Genomic DNA, 22322 nt, shown 5'->3' with positions numbered 1-22322 from the left:
GTTAACTCATACTTAGCCGACCAGGAGCTGCCACATGGAGCAATTCGAGGTAATTGTCATAGGTGCAGGAATCAGCGGGTTAAGCTTCGCCAGTTACGCGGTTCAGGCCGGTCTCAAGACGCTCGTCATCGAAAAGAGCGAACGGGTGGGGGGTTGCTTCCACTCGCACCAGTTCACCGGCACGGCTGAGGGGTTCTGGCTGGAGCTGGGCGCCCACACCTGCTACAACTCCTATGGCGGGTTGATCGGGCTTTTGGAGCGCCACGGGATGCTGGACAGCCTCCAGCCGCGCGAGAAGGTCGGCTTCAAGATGCTGGTGGGCGACGAGATCAAGTCGATCCCCTCGCAGCTCTCCTTTTTCGAGCTGGCCCTATCGGGATGGCACCTCTTCACCGCCAAGAAGGAGGGCGAGTCCGTCGAGTCCTACTACGGCGGCATCGTCGGGCGCGGCAACTACCGCAAGGTGTTCGCCCCCGCCTTCAACGCGGTGCTCTCCCAGCGGGCCAACGACTTCCCCGCGGACATGCTCTTCAACAAGCGGCCGCGCAGGAAAGACATCATCAAGAGCTACACCTTCAAGTCCGGCCTCTCCAGCGTGACCGACAGGCTCGGTAAGATGTCCGGGCTTACCCTGGCGACCGGGGCCCAGGTGCGGCGCATCGCCCAGGACGACGCCGGCTACACCCTGGAACTTGCCGACGGCCGCTGCTTTACGTGCGACAAGCTGGTCCTGGCCCTCCCCCCTTCCGAGGGAGCGCGTCTGTGCGGCGGTTTCGCCCCCGAGCTCACCGACCTTTTGGCCCAGATCAAGTCCGAGACCATCGAGTCGGTTGGCGTGGCCGTCGAGAAGAGCAAACTCAGCGTCCCGCTTCTGGCCGGCATCATCCCCATCGAGGATGACTTCTACTCCGCCGTTTCCCGTGACACCGTGGCGCACCCCACCCTGCGCGGTTTCAGCTTCCACTTCAAAGTCGGGCGGCTCTCCCTCGAGGCGAAGCTGAAGCGGATCGCCAAGGTGCTCAAGGTGCGGGTCGAGGACCTGGAGCAGCCCTTCGAGCGGGTGAGCAACCTCCCCTCCCCCGTCCTTGGTCACCACCAGCTGACCGCCGATCTGGACCGCTCCATCGCCGGGCAGAAGCTCTTCGTCACCGGCAACTACTTCGCCGGCATGGCCATCGAGGACTGCATCGTCCGCTCCCAGAGGGAATTCGCGCGACTTACGGCAGGTCGCTGACGTCTCAGAGAAGTATCAGGTTCCCAAGAGGAGGCCATTACGGGCCTCCTCTTTTTTTGCGTCCACAACTTTCCGTCTGGCAGTAGCCCCCCTTGTCCAGCTGCGCCCCTGCCGGTTTCCCGCCCCCCCAGCGCCCATCCCGTAACGCCCCTCGTTTAGCCTCGACTACCTGATTGCCGGTTTCGCGCTCTGTGCCCTGGTGGCACACCTTGTTCCGCCAGGACACAGCGACCCAGAGGAGCACACGGTAATAGCTTGAAATAAAAGGATAATCCAGGTGGCATACATCATGTAAATGTTTCAGCAGCAAACCAAGCAGGCAATCGGCAGGTGTGTCCAGAGAGCACGCAGCACTCCTCACCTGACTCCGTTTCTACCTCCAAATTCAACACGAGGTGAATGAAATGACTATCAGAACGAAGATGATGATTAATACCTTGGCGTCGGTCCTGGTGGTGGCGGCACTGATCGCGAGCGCCTACTGGGGTACCGGGAAACTGGGAAACATGCAGGACAAGGGAGCGGTCCTCGCAGCTCACGCCGAGGACGCACTTGAAGCCGCCGGTATGGCAGCAAAGCTGTACCAGGTGATTGCGGACGCTGAAATCAACCGAGACTTGAACAACTCTGCCAGCGAGTGGGCCAAGGCAAAGAAAGAGGCCTACCAGAGCGTCGTTGAGAACATGTCAACGCACGCTGAAGGCCCGGAAGAACGCCGGCTGGTAGCAGAAGGGAAAAAGGGGCTGGACGAGGTGGTGAGCCTCTATGAAAACAAGATGTTACCGCTTTTAAAGGCGACGCCGGAAGTGACCAAGGAGATCAGGGAGGTCGACGACGCGATCGACAAGCAGGTTAAATCGATGGCGGAAAGTATGGGCCTGCTCCGCAAGTACATCGACAAGAAAGCCAAGGACGCCGACCAGGCCTTTGACGAGGTCCGGGCCACCATGAGGATCACCTGTCTCCTGGTGGGTCTCCTCGGATTGGCGGTCTCGATTTCGCTGTCGATCAGCACGACCCAGTCAGTGTTGGGGCCCCTGCGCAAGCAGATGGAGGTGTTGCAGGATATGGCCCGCGGAGAGGGAGACCTTACCAGGAAACTCGATGCGAGCCGTCCTGACGAATTCGGGGAGCTGGCCAGCTGGTTCAACCAGTTCCTGGAAAAAATCGCCCTCATCATCTCCCAGGTAGCCACCACCTCCGAACGAGTCGCAACTGCCGCCAACCAGTTGCAAAGTACCGCAGGTCAAATAGCAGCCGGCGCAGAGGAGGTCTCTTCCCAAACGGGTACCTTGGCAACAGCCAGTGAAGAGATGGCCACGACCGGAGCAGACATCACCCAGAGTTGTCAAAGGGCCGCCGAGAGTGCGAGCCACGCCAGCGATTCTGCACAATCCGGCGGCGATGTCGTCCGGCAAACCATTGACGGTATGGCTAAAATCGCCACCAAGGTGCAGCAGGCCGCCAGGACCGTGGAAGAGCTCGGGGCAAAAAGCTCCGAGATCGGCACCATCATCGGAACGATCGAGGATATCGCCGACCAGACCAACCTCCTGGCTCTCAATGCCGCCATTGAAGCCGCACGGGCCGGTGACCAGGGGCGCGGTTTTGCGGTGGTGGCAAGCGAGGTCCGTGCGCTCGCCGAACGGACGACGCGGGCGACCCGGGAAACAGGTGACATGATCAAGGCGATACAAAATGGGACCAAGGAAGCCGTGGCGGCCATGGCGGAGGGGGTTGGCGAGGTAGAGAAGGGAACCGCTGCGTCTCAACGCTCCGAAGATGCCCTGGAAGAAATCCTCTCCAAGATACAAGAAGTAGCCCTGCAGATACATCAGATCGCAACGGCCGTGGAAGAACAGACTGCCACGACCTCTGAGATCAACAACAACATCCTTCAGATCACGACGGTGGTAGACGACACCACCAGGGGTGCCCAGGAGACCGCCACCGCCTCTGCGGACCTGTCCCAGTTGGCAGAGTCACTTCAGGGGATCGTCCACCAGTTCAAGCTGGCGGTATGAGCGGTGGGGGAGCGGGTTCAGCTGAGCTTGTGGTACCGGGGATCGGAAACCTGGAGCACGCGATCTGCCTGAGCTGGTTCCAACTCGGACCGTGATGACTCATCACGGGAAGCACAAAAAGGGGAGCCCCGAATGGGAGCTCCCCTTTTTCATTACCGCTACGCTCTGCTACTGCAGGGTCACCCCGGCGATCCCCACACCCATGCCGTTGATGACGCCGGTGCCGCCTAAGTTGGCGTCGGCCACCTGGTCGTTGGTGACCGAGAAGGCGTTCGCCGCCGGCTCGGCGCCGTTGGCGAGCTGCAGGGTGACGGTGGCGATGTTCCCCACCTGGGTCACCCCGGCGAGTGCGGAGCTCGCGATGGTGATGTCGAGGCTCCCCGGGGTGTTCTGGCCCGCCGGTGTGTAGCTCACCAGCGGGGAAATGGTGCTCCCGGCCATGACGCCGGCGAGGCTTACCACGCCGGTCGGCAGCCCATTGGTGAGCTGCGGCGTCACGTTGGCCGGCAGGACCAGGGTGCAGGTGGCACCGGCGATGGCGCCGTTTTGCGGCAGGGAGCCGGTGAGGTTCAGGGTCACGGTGGCCGTGGTCTTGCCCGCCGGCGGGGCCGAGGAGCCACCGCCGCCGCACGCGGCAAGTACCAGAAGCACCAGGACCAGGGCTATCTTGAGGATGAGGTTGTTCTTCACGTGTGCTTCCTCCTGTTGGTTTCTTACCAGGTGCCGATGCCGATGCTGCGCCTGAGGATGTGGATGACGTCGATACCGTCCACCTTGCCGTCACCGGTCGGGGTGCCGTTCGAGGCAAGCGGCGCCACGTCCAGCTCGATCTGCTCCTGCGCCGTGAGCTGCACCCGCCCGGAGAGCGACTGCAGTGCCTTGTAGGCGTCCGAAACGGTCGGCGGCTGTCCGTTCACGCCACCGCCGCTGTGTTTCACTGCGTTCACGGTGACGGCGCAGGCTGCCGTGACCGCACCGGTCTGGTAGCTCGTGCCGGTCAGGGTGCCGCCGCACCCGGTCACCTCGAGGATCCCGTACCCCGGCTGCGGGGTCACCGTGAAGCTGGTGTTCGAGCCGTGGTTCACGCTCTGGCCGGTGGCCGGCACGATGTTCCAACCGGTGCCGGTCGCCGGAGTGACCAGGTACGACTTCAGGGCGAAGGTCGCAGTCACCGTGCAGTCGGCGGCGATGAGCCCGGTGGTGTAGGAGTCACCCACCAGGTTGCCGGTCCCGCAGCCGGTGACCGAGGCGGTCTGGTAGCCGGTGCTCGGGGTGGCGCTGCAGACCGCGGCCTCCCCGGAGTTGGCCAGCGCAGGGCAGGAGAGGCTGCCGTTGCCGTCCGGGGTCGCGGTGCTGATCGGGTACTGGATGATCAGCAAGGTGGTCTTGGCTACCTCCTGGTTCCCCGACCCGTCGATGGCGAAGTAGGCGAGCCGCTTGCTGGTGGCCACCCGGATCGGGCTGTTGTAGATCGGCGAGGCGACCGTGGGGTCGCTGCCGTCCGTGGTGTAGTAGATGTTCGCCGGCTTGTCCGCCGTGAGCGCCACGTCCTGGGCCCCTTGGTAGCTGCCGCTGCCGAGGGAGGGGGTGGTACTCGGTTCGGTGGTGTCCGCCTCGCCGAGCATGGTGAAGCTGATCGGCGCGCTCTCCCGGGTATTCCCGGCTGCATCGGCCGCCACCACGGAGAGGAAGTAGGTGGTGCCGGACTGCAAGGCGAGCGTGAGGCTGTGGTCGGTCGAGAGTCCGTTCCCCGCCGCCTGGCCGTTCAGGGCGGAGGGGCTTAGGCCGTATTTCACCTGGGTGGTGGCCGGTTCGTCGGTCGTCCACTCCACGGTGACCTGGCTTGCCGTCAAGGCCGGGGTGGTGATGCTGGAGATCACCGGTGCCGTCAGGTCCGGGGTGGCCGCGGTCGTGAAGGTCACCACCCCGCCCCCCGCCGGAGCGAGCGTCGGTCCGTTGCCGCTCGGGTCGGTGGACCCCACCTTGAGGTCGTAGGCGGTGTTGGCTGCCAGGTTGGTGAGCACGACCACGTGGTTCCTGGTCTGCTCGATGGAACCGGTCGAGAAGCCGAGCGCCCCGCCGCTTGCCCCGTAGCTCACCTGGGAGTCGGAGATCTCGTCCGTGGTCCAGGTGATCACCGCCTGGGTGTCGCTGATGCCGCTCACCGCCGGTCCCGCCGTGATGGCCGGTGCGGTGACGTCAGCCTGGGAGAGCGTGGTGGTGTCGCTCGAGGAGACGTTAACCAGCGCGTCGCTCAAGATCCCCACCAGGTTCAGGGCGTAGTAGGCGCGCCGCTCTCCCGAGTCCGCGGTCACGGTCCGGCCGCTCGCGTTGGTCGAGGAGACCACCACCTTGTACGCCGTGTTCAGCTTCAGGTTGGTGATGGTCACCTGGTGGCGGGTCACCAGGTCGGGGATCGCCACCTGTTCGGTCAGGGTGTCGTTCTCGCCGTACTGGACCACCGAGTCGCAGGGCTCGTCGGTCTCCCAGTAGAGGGTCAGCGTCGTGTCGGTCCGGTAGATGACGCTGGGGGCCTTGGTGATCACCGGCTGCTTGAAGACCGGGAAGGCGTTGGTGGTGAAGCTTCCCACCCGGCTTTGCGTCGGGCCGTTGCCGAAGCTGTCGGTCGAGCTCACCCGGTAGTAGTAGAGGGTGCCGGCGTTAAGCCCGGTAAGCCCGATGGCGTGGCCGCGCACCAGCTGGGTGCGGCTCGCCACCTGCTCCAGGGCCTCCGAGGTGCCGTATTCGACCACGCCGTCGGAGGGCTCGTCGGTCCCCCAGCTGATCAGCGCCGACTGCTCGGTGATGTTGAGCGCCATCGGCCCTTCCAAAATGACCGGCGGGGTCAGGTCGGGTGCCGCCAGGGTGCTGAAGCTCTTCGCGTTCCCCTGGCGCATGGTGTTGCCGAAGCCGTCGCTCGAGGCGATCCGGTAGTTGTACGGGGTGGTTGCCTCCAGCCCGGTCAGGTTGACGGTGTGGCTGGTGGTCAGGGTGTCGTCGGCCACCAGGGCGTAGTTGGTACCACCCGTGTCGGTGGTCACCTCGCTGGTGGAGGGTTCGTTGGTCTTCCAGATCACGGTGGCGCCGGAGTCGGAGATGTTCACCACCATGGGCCCTTCCACCACCACCGGTGCGGTCAGGTCGGGAGCCGCCGTGGTCTTGAAGCTGACCAGGGCGCTCTCGCGCGGGCCGTTACCCAGGACATCGCTCGCCGAGACCTTCAGGTAGTAGACGGTCTGCGGCTCCAGCCCGGAAAGCTTCAGGCTGTGCCCGGTGACGAATCCGGACTCGGGCTGGGTGGACCCGAGGGTGGTCGCGGTGCCGTAGTAGACGCTCCCCTGGGCGGGCTCGTTGGTGCGCCAGACCACGGTGGCACTGTCCGGCCCGATCCCGATCAGCGCCGGCCCTTCGGTCACCAGGGGGGGCTGGGTGTCCGGTGCCGGGCTGGTGCGGAAGGATATCTCGCGGCTTAAGCTCGGGCCGTTGCCGGAGAGGTCGGTGGCGGTCACGCTGGCGAAGTAGGTGGTGTCGGCTGTGAGCCCGCTTACCGTGAGCGAGTGGTTGATGCCGTAGTTCCCCTCGGTCTGCGTCCCGGTCAGCGGGAAGGACTGGCCGAAGCTCAAGGCGCCGGTGGCGCTCTCGCTGGTCTGCCACTCGATGACCGCGAAGCTGTCCCGGATCAGGGTGACCGTCGGTCCGGAGATGATGACCGGCGGGGTGGTGTCTACCGGGACCAGGATGACCTGGGCGCCCGCCGCGTCGGAGACGTTGCCCGCGGCGTCCTTGGCAAAGGCGTAGAGCTGGTGGATCCCCGGGGTGGCCGGGATATCCAGGCTCGCGGGAGCCGTCGGGGTCCATCCCGCGGCGCCGGCGGCCGGCTTGGCGGAGCTGGTGCTCACCTGGTAGCCGGTGATCCCCACGTTGTCGTGGGCGAGGATTGCCAGCACCGGCACGGAGACCGTGCTGGCGCTGTCGGCGGCCTGGAGGGCCCCCGGGATCCCCAGGAGGTACACGGCCGGGGCCGTGGCGTCCGCCGGGGTCACCGTGTTGGAGGCAGCCGAGGGGGCGCCGGCCCCCTTGGCGTTCACCGCCTGCACCGTGAAGCTGTACGTGGTGCCGTTAGTGAGGCCGCGTACCGTGATCGGGCTTTGGGTCCCGCTCGCGCTGAGGCCGCCCGGGGTAGAGGTTACCGTGTAGCCCAGGACGGGGGTGCCGCCGTTGGATGCCGGGGCCGAGAAGCTGACCGTCGCGATGCCGTAGTCGGCGCTGGCGCTCCCCATGGCCGGAGCTGCCGGCACCAGGTCGGGGACCACCCCGTTGCTGGCGGCGGAGGCGGCACCGGGACCACTCACGTTGCGGGCGCTCACCGTGAAGCTGTAGCGCACGCCGTTGGTGAGGCCGGAGACGGTGATCGGGCTCGCGGAGCCGGTCGCCGTCAGGTTCCCCGGCGCGGAGGTCACCGTGTAGTCGAGTATCGCGGACCCGCCGTCGTTCACCGGCGGGGTGAAGCTGACCGTGGCCTCGCCGGCGCCGGCGCTGGCCACCCCGATCACCGGGGCGCCCGGCACGTTGGCGAGCGGGGTCACGCTGTTGGAGGGAGCCGAGGCGCTGCCGGTCCCCTTGGCGTTGGCCGCGGTTACCGTGAAGCTGTACGCCGTGCCGTTTATAAGACCGGTCACCACGATCGGGCTCTGGGTCCCGCTCGCCGTGACGCCGCCCGGGGTCGCGGTCACCGTGTAGCCGGTGATGGCCGAGCCGCCGTTACTTGCCGGGATAGCGAAGCTCACCGTGGCGCTCCCGTTCCCCCCCTGGGCGACCACGTCGACCGGGGCGCCCGGCACGGTGGCCGGGGTCACGCTGTTGGAGGGGGCCGAGGGGGCACCGCTGCGTGTCGCGTTGTTTGCGGTCACCGTGAAGCTGTACGCGGTGCCGTTTGCAAGGCCGGAGACCGTGATCGGGCTCTGGGCCCCGCTTGCCGTGAGGCCGCCCGGGGTCGAGGTCACCGTGTAGCCGGCGATGGCCGAGCCGCCGTTGGCCACCGGCGCCTGGAAGCTCACCGTGGCGCTCCCGTTGCCGGCCACGGCCTGCACCGCGCCGGGCACGCCGGGTGCCAGGTCCGGGGTCACGCTGTTGGATGCGGGCGAGGCCGGGGCATCGCCCTTCAGGTTGCGCGCGATGACAGTGAAGCTGTAGCTGGTGCCGTTAGTGAGCCCGGTCACCACGATGGGGCTCGCGGTCCCCTCCCTGGTGATATTTCCGGGGCTTGCGGTCACCAGGTACCCGGTGACCGGGCTGCCGCCGCTGAAGGCCGGAGGCTGGAAGCTCACCGTGGCGCTCCCGTTGCCGCCGCTTGCGGTTACCGCGGTCACCGGGTCGGGGACGGTGGCCGGCACCACCGCGGCCGAGGGGGCCGAGGGGACGCCGGTTCCGGCCACGTTGCTGGCGGTGACCGTGAAGTTGTAGCTGGTGCCGTTCATGAGCCCGGTGACCGTGATGGGGCTCGCGGAACCGCTTGCGCTCAGGTTGCCCGGGGCGGAGGTGACCGTGTAGCCGCTGATCGGGCTGCCGCCGTCCGAGACGGGGACGGAGAAGCTCACCGTGACGCTCCCGTTGGCGCCGCTCACCTGGGTGATGGCCGGGGGGCCCGGTACGTTGGCCGACGGGGCCACCGCGTTGGAAGGAGCCGAGGCGGAGCCACTCCCCGCGAGGTTCAGGGCGGTCACCGTGAAGCTGTAGGAGGTGCCGTTAGTGAGGCCCGAGACGGCGATCGGGCTCTGGGTGCCGCTCGCCGTCACACCACCGGGGTTGGAGGTTACCGTGAAACCGGTCACCGGGGTGCCGCCGTTGTCCGCCGGGGCCAGGAAGCGCACCGTGGCGCTGGCGTTGTTGCCGGTCGCGGCGACGCCGGTCGGTGCGCCGGGTACCGTGACCGGTTTCACCGGGGTGGAGGGGGCCGACGGCGCACTGCTCCCCATGGCGTTGGTGGCGCTCACCGTGAAGCTGTACGCGGTGCCGTTGGTGAGCCCGGTGACGATGATCGGGCTCTGGCTCCCGCTGGCCGTGAAGCCGCCCGGGGTGGAGAGCACGCTGTACTTGACGATGGTGTTGCCGCCGTTGTCGACCGGCGGGGTGAAGCTTACCTGGGCGCTGGCGTTGCCGGCGCTGGCCTGGACCGCGGTGGGCGGATTCGGCACGGTCCCCGGGGTGACCGCGTTGGAGGCGGGGGAGGCCGGGCCGGTCCCCGCGGCGTTGCTGGCGGTTACCGTGAAGCTGTACGCCGTGCCGTTGGTGAGACCGTAGACCGTGAGCGGGCTGGCGGCCCCGCGGGCAGTGATGTCGCCCGGCTGGGCGGTCACCGTGTAGCCGGTGATCGGGCTGCCGCCGTTGGAGGCGGGGGACTGGAAGCTCACCGTGGCCTGGGTGTTGCCGGCCTGGGCACTGCCGATCCCGGGCGCACCGGGGAGCTGGGCCGCCACGGTGATGTTCTGGGTCGCCTGGGGTGCCAGCTGGAAGTTTGCGTTACCCGGCTGGTCGGCGGCCACGATGCAGGTCCCCGCCTTGAGGCCGGTGACCTGGGTACCCGAGACGCTGCAGACCGTCGGGGTGAGCGAGCTGAAGCTCACCGTGAGGCCGGAGCTCGCCTGGGCGCTCGCCTGGCTCGAGGTGCCGAAGGAGAGCGTGGCCGGGGTGAAGGAAAGCGTGCCGATGGTCTGAGCCGCCTTGCCGAGCGTGGTGGAGGAGACTACCTGGCTTGCCTCGGCGTAGTTCGCGCTGCCGGCCTGGCTGTACTGCACCAGGCAGGTGCCGGTAGAGGCCAGCATGGTGAAGGTGGCCCCGGTGTTGCTGCAGACCGCCGGGCTTCCCGAGGAGTAGCTGACCGCGCCCCCCGGGGCGCTGGCCGCCACGGTGAACTGGCCGTTGAAGCTGGAAGAGGCCGGTGCCGGGGTGGTCACGCTGATGGTCTGGGCGGCCTTGACCGCCTGGACGCTGGCCGCCACCTGGGGTGCCGGGTTGAAGTCGCTGCCGCCGGCCTGGTCGAAGAGCACGAGGCAGGTGCCGGCGCCGCTCAGCATGGTGAAGCTGGCCCCGGTGTTGCTGCAGATGGCCGGGCTCCCCGAGGAGTAGCTGACGCTTCCGCCCGGGGCGGTCGCCGCCACGGTGAACTGCCCGTTGTAGGGGGCCGTGGCCGGCGCCGGAGTGCTGACGCTGATGCTCTGACCGGCCTTGCCGGCCACGATGGTCGAGGTGACCCGGGTGGCGGCCAGGTAGTTCGCGTTTCCTGCCTGGTCCGCGGCAACCGTGCAGCTGCCGGCGGCAGCGACGGTCAGGGTGCTGCCGGAGACGCTGCAGACCGCCGGGGTGAGCGAGCTGAAGCTGACCGGGTTGCCGGAGGCGCCGCCGGTCGCGCTCAGTTGGGTGGTCCCCCCCACCTGGACCTGGTTCGGGGTGAAACCGAGGGCGTTGATGACCTGGGCGGCCTGGGCCACCTGGATCACCTGGGTAACCTGGGTCGCCGCGTTGTAGTTGACATTGCCGGCCTGATCGGCGGCGACCGTGCAGCTGCCGGCCGCAAGCGCGGTAACCGTGCTCCCCGAGACCTGGCAGACCCCGCCGGTGAGGGACGTGAAGCTGACCGGGTTACCGGAAGCCCCCCCTTGGGCGAAGAGCTGGCTGGTGCCGTTCACCGCGAGGCTCGCCGGGGCAAAGCCGATGGTCCCGATGTTCTGGCTCGCCTTGGCGACCGTGAAGCTCTGGGTCACCTGGGGCGCCGGGTTGAAGTTCGCGTCTCCCACCTGGTCGGCGGCGACGCTGCAGTTTCCTGAAGCCAGTGCCGTGAGCGTGCTGCCGGAGACCTGGCAGACGTCGGGTGTCGTGCTTAAGAAGCTGACCCCCAGCCCGGAGCTCGCGCTCGCCACGAGGGTTGCCGTACCGTTCAGTTTCAGGGTACCGGCGAGGCTGATGCTGCCGATGCTCTGGCTCCCCTTGCCGATGGTGAAGGGCTGGGTCACCGGGGCGGCCGCCAGGTAGTTGGCGTCGCCCGACTGGCTGGCAACCACGGAGCAGTTCCCCGCCGCCAGTGCGCTAAGGGTGCTGCCGGAGACCTGGCAAACCCCCGGAGTGGTGCTGGTGAAGCCAACCGCGAGGCTGGAGCTGGCACTCGCCGTGAGGGTGGCGCTCCCCCCTACCCCGAGGGTGGACGGTGCGAGGCTCAAGGTGCCGATGCTCTGGGTCGCCTTGCCCACCGGGATGCCGGCCGAGACCGGCGGGGCCGCCTGGTAGTCGGCGTTGCCGGCCTGGTTGGCCACCACGGTGCAGCTGCCGGCGGTCAGGCCGTGCACGGTGTTCCCCTCGACCGAGCAGACCGTGGGAGTCGCGCTGGTGAAGGTCACCGGGTTACCCGAGGCGCCCCCCTGGGCAACGACCTGGGTGCTGCCGTTCACCTTGACCACCGTCGGGTTGAAGACCGGGGTGCCGATCTGCTGCCCCCCCGCCCCGACGCTGAGGCTCTGGCTCAACGGCTGAGCCGCGTTGTAGTTCAGGTTCCCTTCCTGGCTGGCCACCACGGTGCAGGTCCCCGCCGCGAGGGCGTGAACCATATTCCCCTGCACCGAGCAGACCGCCGGCGTCGTGCTGACGAAGGTTACCGGGCTCCCCGAGGGACCGCCGGTCGCACTCAGGGCGCTGGTGCCGCTCACGTTGAGCGAGGCGGGCTGCAGGGCGAGGTTCACGATCACCTGGTCCGCCTTGGCCACGTTGATGACCGCGTTCACCGGGAGGGCCGGGTTGTAGTTCAGGTCGCCCGGTTGGTTGGCGGCAAGGCTGATGCTCCCCGCGCCGCTGATGCTGAGCAGGTTGCCGCTCAGGGTCGCCGGCCCGTTCAGGACGCTCAGGCTGACCGGGAGCCCGGAGGAGGACTGGGCGCTCAGGGTGAAGGGGGCGTCCCCGAACTTCTTCGCGGTAGGCGGAGCGAAGCTGATGCTCTGCTCGGCCTTGCCGGCGATGGTCAGGGTGCCGCTGCGGTAGCTGATCTGGTAGTTGGCGGCGCTGCCGGCGCCAAAGACGGCGGCGCTCGGGGTGATGGCGTGGGTGGTCCCCACGTCCGCGGTCGCCGTGGCGCTCCCCGCGTAGTTGTAGGTCAGCGCGGCGATCTGGTCGCCGGCCACCAGCGCGGGCGCACTGAACCCGGGGTTCGCCGGGTTGGGGGCGCCGTAGGGCCTCGTCGCGTTGTTTGCCGTGATGACGAGCGGCCGCGCCGTGACGTCAAAGGCGGCGCCCTGGTAGGTGATCTGGTAGTTGGGGCCTGCGGAGAGGCTCCCCTGCAGGATCGGGTAGCTCCCCACCGCCTCCCCGGCGCTGCGGGTGAGGCCGCCGGTGAAGGCGTCGCTGCCGACCAGGCCGCCGGTCACCTGGAAGGTGAGTGCCGGGTCCGGCGAGCCGTACACCTTGGCCTTGGCATCGGCGTTGACCAGGAGGGGGCGCGCCGCGACGGCCACGGTCTGCTGCACGTCGGCTGCGGCCGCGAAGTTGGCGTTGCCGCCCTGGCTCGCCTTCAAGACCACGTTCCCCGCGCCGGTGAAGCTCAACTGCGAGCCGTTCAGGGTAGCCGGGCCGCTCACCAGGGTGAAGCTCACCGGCAGGCCGGAACTCGCACTCGCCGCGAGGGTGATCGGCAGGTCCCCGTAGGTCGCCTTGGACGGGGCGCTGAAGGTTACGCTCTGCGCGGCGCTCCCCGCGATGGTGAGCAGGCCGTCCTGGTAGCTGATCTGGTAGTTGGCGGCGCTGCCGGCGGCGAACACCGCGGCACTCGGGGTGATGGCGTGGGTGGTCCCCACGTCAGCGGTGGGGGTGGCGCTCGCCGCGTAGCCGTAGGTCAGCGAGGCGATCTGGTCGCCGGCCACCAGGGCCGGCGCGGTGAAGCCCGGGTTCGCCGGGTTGGCCGCACCGTAGGGACGGCTCGCGTTGTTGGCCGTGATGACGAGCGGTTTGGCCGTGATCGCCAGGGGCGCCCCCTGGAAGGAGAGCTGGTAGTTGGGGCCGGCAGAGAGGTTCCCCTGCTGGATCGGGTAGTTTCCTGCCGCCTCGCCGGCGCTGCGTACCAAGCTGCCGTTGAAGGCATCGGTTCCGACCAGGCTGCCGGCGGTCACCTGGAAGGTAAGGGGGGGATCGGCCGAACCGTACACCTTGGTCTTGGCATCCGCAGTGACGGTTATTGGGCGCGGGGCCACCGTGATGGTCTGCTGCGTCTGGGCGGCCAGGTAGCTGCTGTTGCCGGCCTGGCTTGCCTTCAGAACCACACTGCCGGCGCCGGTGAAGCTCAACAGCTGCCCGTTCAGCGTAGCCGGACCGCTCAACACGGTGAGGTTAACCGGCAGCCCGGAACTGGCGCTGGTCGCCACGCTGACCGGCTGGCTACCGTAGAGCACCTGGGTCGGTGCGCTGAGCGTGACGCTCTGGGGGAGCATGATGGTGCCGCCGCTGTACCCCGAGCAGAAGAGGATCGTTCCGGTACCGGTCATGGTCCCGTCGCTGTTGAAGGTGAGCTGGAAGCTGTTCCCCGTCGAGCTGTCCAGCCCGTTCCAGGTGCCCAGGATGCTGCCCGCCGTGCCGCTTGGGCGGGTCCAGCTCATGGTCGAGTCGCTCGCCCAGACCATGCTGGTGGCGGTGAGCGAGCTGATGGTCTTCACCTCGGCACCCGGTTTCGGGCCGTCGCAGACGAAGTTCACCTGGCTCCAGGTCCAGTCGAGGACGCCGGTGGTCGGGTTGTAGCTGTACTGGCCGCTGGCAGTGCCGGGCTGGCCGACGCTGCCGAAGCTGATCACCTGGATGGCGGGTGCCTGGGCGGAGCAGTTCCCGGCCGCGTCGCAGGCGTTGACGCTGTAGCTGTAGACGGTTCCCGCCGTCACGCCGGCGTCGATCCAGGAGGTGCCGGGGGCGGGCAGCTGGGCCGCGGGGTTGCCGTTACGGAACACGTTGTAGCTGGTGACCCCGACGTTGTCCGAGGCCGGGTTCCAGGAGAAGGTAAACTGGCCGTTCCCCGAGGGGACGGCGTACAGGTTGCCGGGGATCGTAGGAGACTGGGTGTCCGGACCGGTGCTGCCGCCGCCGGTGTTGCCGCCGTCACAGAAATACACGGTGCCGGTGACGCTCACCGAGTTGTCGCTGTTGAAGGTTGCCGTGTAGCTGTTGGTCCACTGGTCGACGATGTTCCAGGTCCCCAGGAGGCTCCCCGGGGTACCGGCGCTGCGGCTGAAGCTCAGGCTGCCGTCCAGCCAGGTCATGGTGCTGGCGCTGAGCGAGGTCACCGTCTGGACTTCCTGGCCCAGCTTGGGACCGCTGCAGCTGAAGCTGGACGCGGTCCAGTTCAGTACCAGTTGCCCCGAGGCGGGATCGAAGGTGTAGGTGCCGCTCGCCGTGCCGCTTTGCGCGCCGGTGCTGTAGGCCGCGGTCTGCACCGGGCCGGCGGCGAGCCCCTGGTACTTGTTGCGCGCCACGAACTTGAGGACCGTGGGGGGGGTTACCGTGAGGGGTACCGTGTAGAGCGTCCCGTTCAGGAGCGGATCGCTGCCGTCCGTCGTGTAGTAGATGAGGTCGTTTGCCGTGGCACCCAGGGTTACGTTCTGCGCCGTGCTGTAGACGCCGCCCGGCGGGGTGGCCGTGGCGCTGGTGAGCGCGTACCCCTTGATGGAGCCGGAGCTCACCGCGCCGCCGTGGGTCGCGAAGACCCGGTTCTGGAACCACATCCCGGCCTTGTGGGCGGTGACCGTCACGTAGTCGCCCTCGTCCACGTCCACCACGTAGTAGCGGCCGTCCGAGGCGGTCTGTCCGTAGGCGGCCGGGTCCTGCGCCGCGTTGGTGCTGCCGTTGGTGTACTTCACCACATACGGCTGGTCCGGGTGCAAGAGGCTCGTGGCGCTGACCACCGCGCCGGCCAGGTTGGGGGGCGAGCTCGCGTTGGAGCTGCCGTCCTGGACCCGCGACATGATGACGCCCTTGCCGGCGGCCAGCGTGATACCGCGCGCGGTGAGGCTTGCCTGGTTGTAGAGGCTGTAGTTGCTCGTGTTATTGCCGGAGAGGCTGAGGAGCGACGAGTAGGTCGGGTAGTACCCCTGCTGGCTGAACACCATGGAGAAGTAGGGGCGTGCCGGTACACCGAGCGTGTAGGCGCCACTCGTGCCGGTCGAGGTGCTGACCTGCGGGTTCTCGGCCAGGGCGAAGGTAGCGGCGTTGAGCACGGTGGTGCCGTCGGCGCCGTCGGTCAGGTTGGCGGTGAAGGGGACGGTTGCCGCAAAGTTGTCCTTGCTCCCCGCGCTGATCCCGGAAACGGCGACCGTGACGATGCCGCTCGAGGCCGGTGCGCTCACCGTGAGGGTGTCGGCGCTTGCGGTAAGGACCTGCGCCGTCATGCCGCCGAAGGAGACCCGGTTGTTGGCGGGGGTCGCGTCGAAGCCCGAGCCGCTGATGGTGACCGTGGTCCCCGCGGGGCCCCCCTTGGGCGAAAAGCCGCTGATCTGCGGGCCGCTCGCACTGGGGGCGAACTCGGCGAAGCTCACGGCTTCGTTACCGTCCAGGTCGCGCACGCTCTGCTGCCACTGCATGCTGCTGCCGTACAACTGGTACCCCTGGTAGGGGACCGAGAGGGTCGACATGGTGAGGAAATCCGCGTTGAAGCCGTTCAGGTAGACCCCCGAGCTGAGGAAGCTCGCGATGTTCCCGGGGTTCGCCCAGGAGAAGGTCGGGGTCAGGCTGTCCGGTCCGGTCTGCTGCACCGGGTACAGCGGGGTGGCGAAGCTGTCCAGCACCCCGGTGACCGCGGCGTTCATCGTTTCGCTGGAGCCGTCGGCGTAGTTCAGCGTGAAGCGGTAGCTGTCGCCGGCCTTGGGCCTCTGGCTCACCTGCATCTGCATCTGGAAATGACCCGGGGAGTCGGAATCGTAGCTCGGGTAGAGCGTCATCGCCCCTGCGAGCTGCGGACCGCTCTCCACGGTCGCGCCGGTCAGCTCCTTGTTCATCCGGGCCGCCTGGAAGAGCAGGCTGTAGCTGTCCTGGACGCTTGCGGGGACTGCCGTGCCCGTCGTGGTGCCGTTGCTCGTGGCGCTCACGCTCTGGCGCGCGTGGCGCGTGCCGACCGCCACGGCCGCGTTCTTCACGGCGAGCTTCAGGGTCGGTCCGTTCACGGTCGCGCTCACGCCGTCCACCGTAATGGGGATCGGGCGCTGGTTGCGGTCGAGCTCCACCGTGTTCGACGGGTTCGCCAGGGCGTCCACGTTCCCCTTGCCGTCCAGGTCGAGCACCGTGTAGATCTTGTAGGTCCCGGAAGCGACCCCCGGGATTTCCACGCTCTGCAGGTCAGTCGGTACCTTCACGTAGTTCGCGTAGATCGCCTTGCTGCTGTCGTCGGAAAGGGCCACCAGGAGCGGGGTCCAGGGGGCGTTCTTGGCGATGCCGGTCGTGTCCACCGTCACCCGCACCGTGCTCGCCGCGCTCTGCGGCGGGTTGATGGTAACCGGGTCGGAGTAGGCCACCGATCCCGTCGCGTTCCCGGTGCTGGTGCCCGCGTTGCTCGGAGCCACCGCGAAGTACAGGGTGGAACCGTTGGTCAGGTTGTAGACCACCACCTTCGGTTTCTTGGTCGGGATGCCGAGGAGCTGGCCGCCGCCGGTGGTGTTGCTGGGTCCCGGATAGGGGGTCGTGCTCCAGTAGATGTCGTAGCTGCTGGGTGCCACGCTGGCGGCCGTGTTGTTGTTCTGGTCCAGGGTCACGAAGGCCGCGCCGTCCAGGGGGAACACCCGCGGTTTGGGAGCCGGGGCGAGCGTCACCTGAACCGGCAGGGAGGGTGCCGAGCAGGTGTTGTTGGCATCGCAGGCTGCCACGCTGTAGCTGTAGCTGGCGCCCGGGGTGAGCCCGGTGTCGGTCCACCAGTTCTCGGCACCGCTCGGCTGCCCGACCAGCTGCTCGAAGCGATAGACGCGGTAGTTGGCGATAAGCGAGCTGTCCGCGGGGTAATTCCAGCTCAGGTAGACCTGGCTGGTCCCTTCCGGCATGGCATTCAGCCCGGTCGGGGTGGCCGGAGCCTGGGTGCTCCCGCCGCCGCTGCAGGTCGAGCCGAGCTTCACCTTGGCCGTGTCGCCGGCGAAGGTCTGCCCGACGTCGGCGCGCTGCCACAGTTCGGCACAGGGAGCGGCGGCATTGACGATGTTGACGGCGTAGCTTTTGGTGCCGTCGAAGTAGCCGAGGCTGCCGAGGGTCAGGTTTGCCGAGGCGGCACTTTGCTGCAGCACCACCGGGTTGTTCCCCACCGGTACCGGGTAGAAGGGGGTCGAACAGCCGCTGCCGCAGCTGGTGATGTTCTGGTTGAAGAGGACGTTACCCACCAGCACCTGGTAGATCGGGTTCCCGGTGTTGTTGACCACCTGGGTCGAGGCGCCGGTCGTCGCGTTGCCGCAGGAGTAGATGGTGCCGTTTGCGCTCACCGTGCCGTCGCTGTTGAAGGTGACGCTGTAGGTATTGCCGGTAGCCGGGTCGTTCGCCCCCCAGGTGCCCAGGACACTGCCGTCGCTGCCCGAGGTGCGGAACCAGGAGAAGCTCTGGCTGCTCCAGGTCATGCTGGTGGCGCTCAGTACGCCGACGTTCTGCGTTTCGGTCCCGACCTTCGGCCCCTGGCAGGGGAAGCTGGAGCTGTTCCAGGTGAGGCTCAGCACGCGGCTGGCGGAGTCGTAGCTGTAGCTGCCGCTCGCGCTGGCGGACTGGCCGGTGCCGGTGCCGGTGCCCGGCACGGTGATGTACGCCGGCTGCGAGGACATGGAGCAGTTGTTGGCGGCGTCGCAGGCCGAGACGCTGTAGTTGTAGTTGCTACCCGGGGTGACCGCGCCGTCCTGCCAGGTGGTGTTGGCTGCGCCGGTCGGCTGCCCGACCAGGGTGCCGTTGCGGAAGATCTGGTAGCGGACCACCCCCACGTTGTCGCTGGAGGCATTCCAGAACAGGTTCACCAGGTTGGTGCTGGTGAGGCTCGCGCTCACGCCGGTCGGCACGGTAGGAGGCTGGGTGTCGCCGCCGGGGGTGCTGCAGACCGGGTAGCCCGAATAGGAGACCAGGCCGTCCCCGGAGAGGGTCAGCTGGAACGGGGCGGGCGAGGAGCTGTCCGTGTAGCTCCAGCTCCCGACGATGCCGGTGCCGGCGCTCCGGGTGAAGGTCATCGGCTTGCTGGCGCCCCAGGTCATGGTGGTGTCGGTGAGCGTGGTGACGGTCTCGGTCTCGGTTCCCAGCACCGGCCCGTTGCACGGGAAGTTGGTGCTGGTCCAGTTCAGGGTGAGCGTGTTGGTTGCAGAGTCGAAGCTGTAGGTCCCCGTGGCGGTTGCCGGCGGGTTGCTGCTGGCCGCGCCGTAATACTCGCTCTGCACCGCCCCCACGGCACCGGCTACGTACTTGTTGCGTGCCACGAACCTAAGCGTCGTGCTCGGGTTCACCGTGATCGGCCCGTTGTAGAGCATCCCGGAGATGGTCGGATCGCTGCCGTCCAGGGTGTAGAAGATATTGTCGTTGTCGGTGGCCGTCAGGGTAACGCTCTGCGCTACGCTGTAGCTGCCACCCTTGGGGTTCGCGCTGGCGGTCGAGGTTAGCGCACCTTTCAGGTTGCCGCTGAACACGGTACCGGCGTGGGTCAGGAAGACACGGCTGGGGAACCACATGCCGTTCTTGGTCGCGCTCACCGTGACGATGTCACCTTCCTCGACGTCAACCACGTAGAAACGGCCGTCCGAGGCGGTCTGGGCTGCGAGGGCAGGATCGAGAGCGACCTTTGTGCTGCCGTTGGTGTACTTGACGACGTAGTTGGTGTCCGGATGGAGCACGCTCGTCGCGGTGACCACGGCGCCTGCCACGTTGGGGAGCGTGGTTGCGTTGCTGGAAAGGTCCTGGACCCTGGCGACGATGACCCCCTTGCCTGCCGAGGGGGCTACGGCACGGGCCTGCAGTTCCGTCGCGGTGAACAGGTTGAAGCTGGTAGTGACCGGGCCGGTCACGCTGGTGAGCGCCGAGTGGGTCGGCAGGTAGCTGTCCAGATTGAAGGCAAGTGAGAAGTAGGGGCGCGCCGGAACCTGCAGGGTGGCGCTGCCGCTGGTATCGGCCAGGGTGTTGCTGGTCGGGTTCTGCAGCAGGGTCATGGCGGCGCCGGAAAGCGGCGAGGTACCGTCTGCGCCGTTGGTGAGCGTGACGGTATAGGGGACCGTGACCGCAAAGGGTGTGCTGCTCCCCGCGGTGATGCCGTTCACGTTGACCGTGACGATGCCGCTGGAGGCCGGGACCGCCACGGTGAGCATGCTCGTGGTCGCCGCGCTCACCGTTGCCGGCATGCCGCCGATGGCGACCTGGTTGTTGGCCGGGTTGGCATCGAAACCGGAGCCCAGGATGGTCAGGGTGCTGCCGGCCGCGCCATTCTGCGGGGTGAACCCGGAGACGCGGGGACCGCTCGCGTTGGGGGTGAAGCTGTTCCAGGTGTAGGAGGAGTTGCCGTCCAGGTCCTGCAGGTTCTGGCTCCACTGGGAGCTCATCCCGGTTGGATAGGAGATCCCCTGGGAGGGCGCGGTCAGGGAGTACATCTGCAGGAACTCGGCGTTGAAGCCGTTGCTGTACACGCTGCTGGTTAAAAACCCGGCGAGGTTACCCGGGTTGTTCCAGGCGAACAGCGGCGCGACGCTATCCGGGCCGGTCTGGTTGACCGGGAAAAGCGGCGTGGTGAAGGCGTCCATGATGCCGGTGACCGCGGCGGAGCGCTGTTCGACACTCCCGTCGAGGTAGGACAGGGTCAGCTGGTAGCTGTCGCCTACCTGGGGGCGGGCCTGGACCGGCAGCTGCAGCTCGTAATCCCCTGAGTTGCCATGGTTGGGGCTGAGCGCCAGGTCGATCGGGCCGTTTACCTGGGGACCGCCGTTCAGGGTTACGTTGGCGAGAGCCCTGTCAGCCTGCGAGGCCCTAAACGATAGGTTGTAGTTGTCGACGAGCCCCGCGGTGTTGTAGCCGTTTTGCCGCGAGTGGCCGGTGCGCACCGCCACGCCGGCGCCGCGCCTGGCGAGTTTCAGGGTCGGGCCGTTTACTGCGGCACTGACACCATCCACCATGATGGGAATGCCGCGCTGCAGCCGGTCGTTTTCCGAGATGTTGGAGACGTTGGCCGGCGCATCCAGGTTCCCGCTGCCGTCCAGGTCGAGGATCGCGTAGATCTTGTAGGTGCCGGCCGGGACCCCCGCGATTTGCACGCTCTGCAGGTCTGCCGGGTTCTTCAGGTAGTTCGGGTAGAGCTGCTTGTGGGCTTCGTCGGAGAGCACCACGAGCAGCGCAGACTGGCTAGTCTTGGCGATGCTGCTGGTGTCCACGGAGAGCTGGACGGTACTCGCTCCAGGACCCGGAGTCGGGTTGATGACGACCGCATCGGAGACCTGGGAGGTGGCGGAACCCGCGCCGTTCACCGCGCTGACCGCGAAGTAGAGGGTGGAGCCGTTGGTCAGGTTGTAGACCACGATCTTCGGCTCGCGGGTCGTTATGTTCAGGAGTTCGCCGCCACCCACCGTGTTCCCCGGGCCGGGATTGGCGTCGGTGCTCCAGTAGATGTTATAGGAGTCGGCGATGGGGAGGTTGTCCGGAGTGCGGGGTGCGTCGAACTCGACGATCGCCGCGCCGTTGAGCGGGGTGATCTTGGGGCGTCCCGGAGCCTGGGCCGGAACCGGAGTCGGCTGGCTGAAGGTGATCGGCTGCACCTGGTCCCCGCTCAGGGCATACGGTCCGAACGTGAAACTCGGGTCGTTGGCGTGCTGGAAGCCGGTCCCCCGGGTGTCGATGAAGGCGCGTGTCGTGTAGCCGGTACCGGCGGGGATGCCGCGCAGCGCCGGCGTGCTTGCGGCCGAACTGTAGGCACCGAAGCCGGACCTGCCGGCTACGGGATTACCCCACTGGTCCTGCACCGAGAGGTACATCCGGCCGGTTTTCCCGGTGTTGTTCGTTACGGGGAAGCCTTTCAGGCTCCAGGCCTGGGCCCACCCCGCCGTTGCGAGAACGACTGACACTACCACCAATGCCAGGAACAGTCGGGACAACACGCTTTCTTGTTTCATACACTCCTCCGTCACACGAGCCTTCTGGTTCATAGCTAAACCGTTATAGAAACTGATTGAATTGAAAATTTGTGCAGGGATTGGATGTCTTTCAGGAAGTGGCGCCAAGATTGGAGGGTACGCAATGCTTGTGCTATCGGAGACAAGCCACTGTTTCTTAAATATAAAATCGTGTTACAGAATTAAATCAGGCTAAGTGGCGAGTAGTGGAAATGGGGAGTTTGCGACACCAGATACAGTGCCAAGAAGGGTTGAGAGTGAGGGTCTGGGAAGCAGAGAGTGTGTTTGAGGAGTAGATACAATGCGGGGAGAACGTGAGGTCACCTGCGGTGTGAGCTCCCCTTAAATACCGCATGGCGTGATGAAAAAAGGTGGAGAAGCCGGGTTCAGCGCAGCACCAGCCAGACGCTGCCGGCGACGATCGTATAGAGGCCGACACCAAGCGGATTGGAGAGGGCGACCTTGATGTCCTGCCCCGAGGGGATCGAGCTGTAGCTGAACAGGTAGATGGCGGCGTACATGAGGAGGGTGTGGCCGAAGTCGGCGGTGAACCAGCGCCCCCAGTTGCAAAAGAGGTAGTAGGCGACCAGGTTCAGGGTGAGGGGCGCGAGGGCGGAAGGGAGTGCTGAAATGGCGTGGGGGCGGCTGATGGTGACCGAGCCCAGGCGCCAGCCGCCGCGCCCCGGTTCCCGGTGCGGCACGATGCTGAAGCCGACGGGACGGCCACCGGTGACAAGCGCCACCACCAGGTGAGCCAGTTCGTGCAGCACGGTCCCCGGCAGCGCCCAGAGAATCAACCAGAAGGCACCCGCCCGCCCCACCCGCGCCTGCAGGACTGCAAGCGTGATCACCAGCAGCACGCCGGTGAAGTGGTACCACGGTTTTCCCTGCAGCAAAAATTCATGCACCGGTACTGCGCTCACAGTTCCCCCATACGTCATGCTTTGCCCCGGACACCGT

At 67.0% G+C, this 22322-nt stretch carries 5 protein-coding genes; 2 read left to right on the top strand and 3 right to left on the bottom strand.

All coding sequences use genetic code 11. The features are described 5' to 3' along the window. Positions 1-34 precede the first annotated feature (34 nt). Both H7688_RS06490 and H7688_RS06485 read left to right on the top strand, forming a co-directional pair. On the top strand, positions 35-1234 hold the full coding sequence (locus H7688_RS06490; protein WP_183360243.1) for a protoporphyrinogen/coproporphyrinogen oxidase: 1200 nt from the start codon (positions 35-37) through the stop codon (positions 1232-1234). Between the two features lie 404 nt (positions 1235-1638). Beyond that, positions 1639-3258 carry a methyl-accepting chemotaxis protein gene (locus H7688_RS06485; protein ID WP_183360242.1) on the top strand — a complete coding sequence of 540 codons (1620 nt, stop codon included), beginning with the start codon at positions 1639-1641 and terminating at the stop codon, positions 3256-3258. A gap of 168 nt (positions 3259-3426) precedes the next feature. Here H7688_RS06485 and H7688_RS06480 read toward each other — a convergent pair whose 3' ends face one another. From H7688_RS06480 to H7688_RS06470, 3 genes are all read right to left on the bottom strand, one after another. Then, positions 3427-3948, bottom strand: a complete 522-nt coding sequence (locus H7688_RS06480; RefSeq protein ID WP_183360241.1) for a hypothetical protein — start codon at positions 3946-3948, stop codon at positions 3427-3429. Between the two features lie 23 nt (positions 3949-3971). Further along, entirely contained in the window at positions 3972-21362 is a 17391-nt protein-coding gene (locus H7688_RS06475; protein ID WP_183360240.1) for a fibronectin type III domain-containing protein, read from the bottom strand. A 386-nt stretch (positions 21363-21748) separates the two neighbouring features. After that, positions 21749-22285 carry a hypothetical protein gene (locus tag H7688_RS06470; protein WP_246329726.1) on the bottom strand — a complete coding sequence of 179 codons (537 nt, stop codon included), beginning with the start codon at positions 22283-22285 and terminating at the stop codon, positions 21749-21751. Positions 22286-22322 lie beyond the last annotated feature (37 nt).

The sequence above is a fragment of the Geomonas limicola genome (assembly GCF_014193675.1).
Taxonomy (GTDB): Bacteria; Desulfobacterota; Desulfuromonadia; order Geobacterales; family Geobacteraceae; genus Geomonas; species Geomonas limicola.
This window is presented reverse-complemented; position numbering and strand designations above follow the sequence as displayed.

Bases quoted from the DNA above. Each gene is read 5' to 3' on its own strand.
- H7688_RS06490 (WP_183360243.1), top strand. From the start codon at position 35: ATGGAGCAATTCGAGGTAATTGTCATAGGTGCAGGAATCAGCGGGTTA.
- H7688_RS06475 (WP_183360240.1), bottom strand. From the start codon at position 21,362: ATGAAACAAGAAAGCGTGTTGTCCCGACTGTTCCTGGCATTGGTGGTA.
- H7688_RS06485 (WP_183360242.1), top strand. From the start codon at position 1,639: ATGACTATCAGAACGAAGATGATGATTAATACCTTGGCGTCGGTCCTG.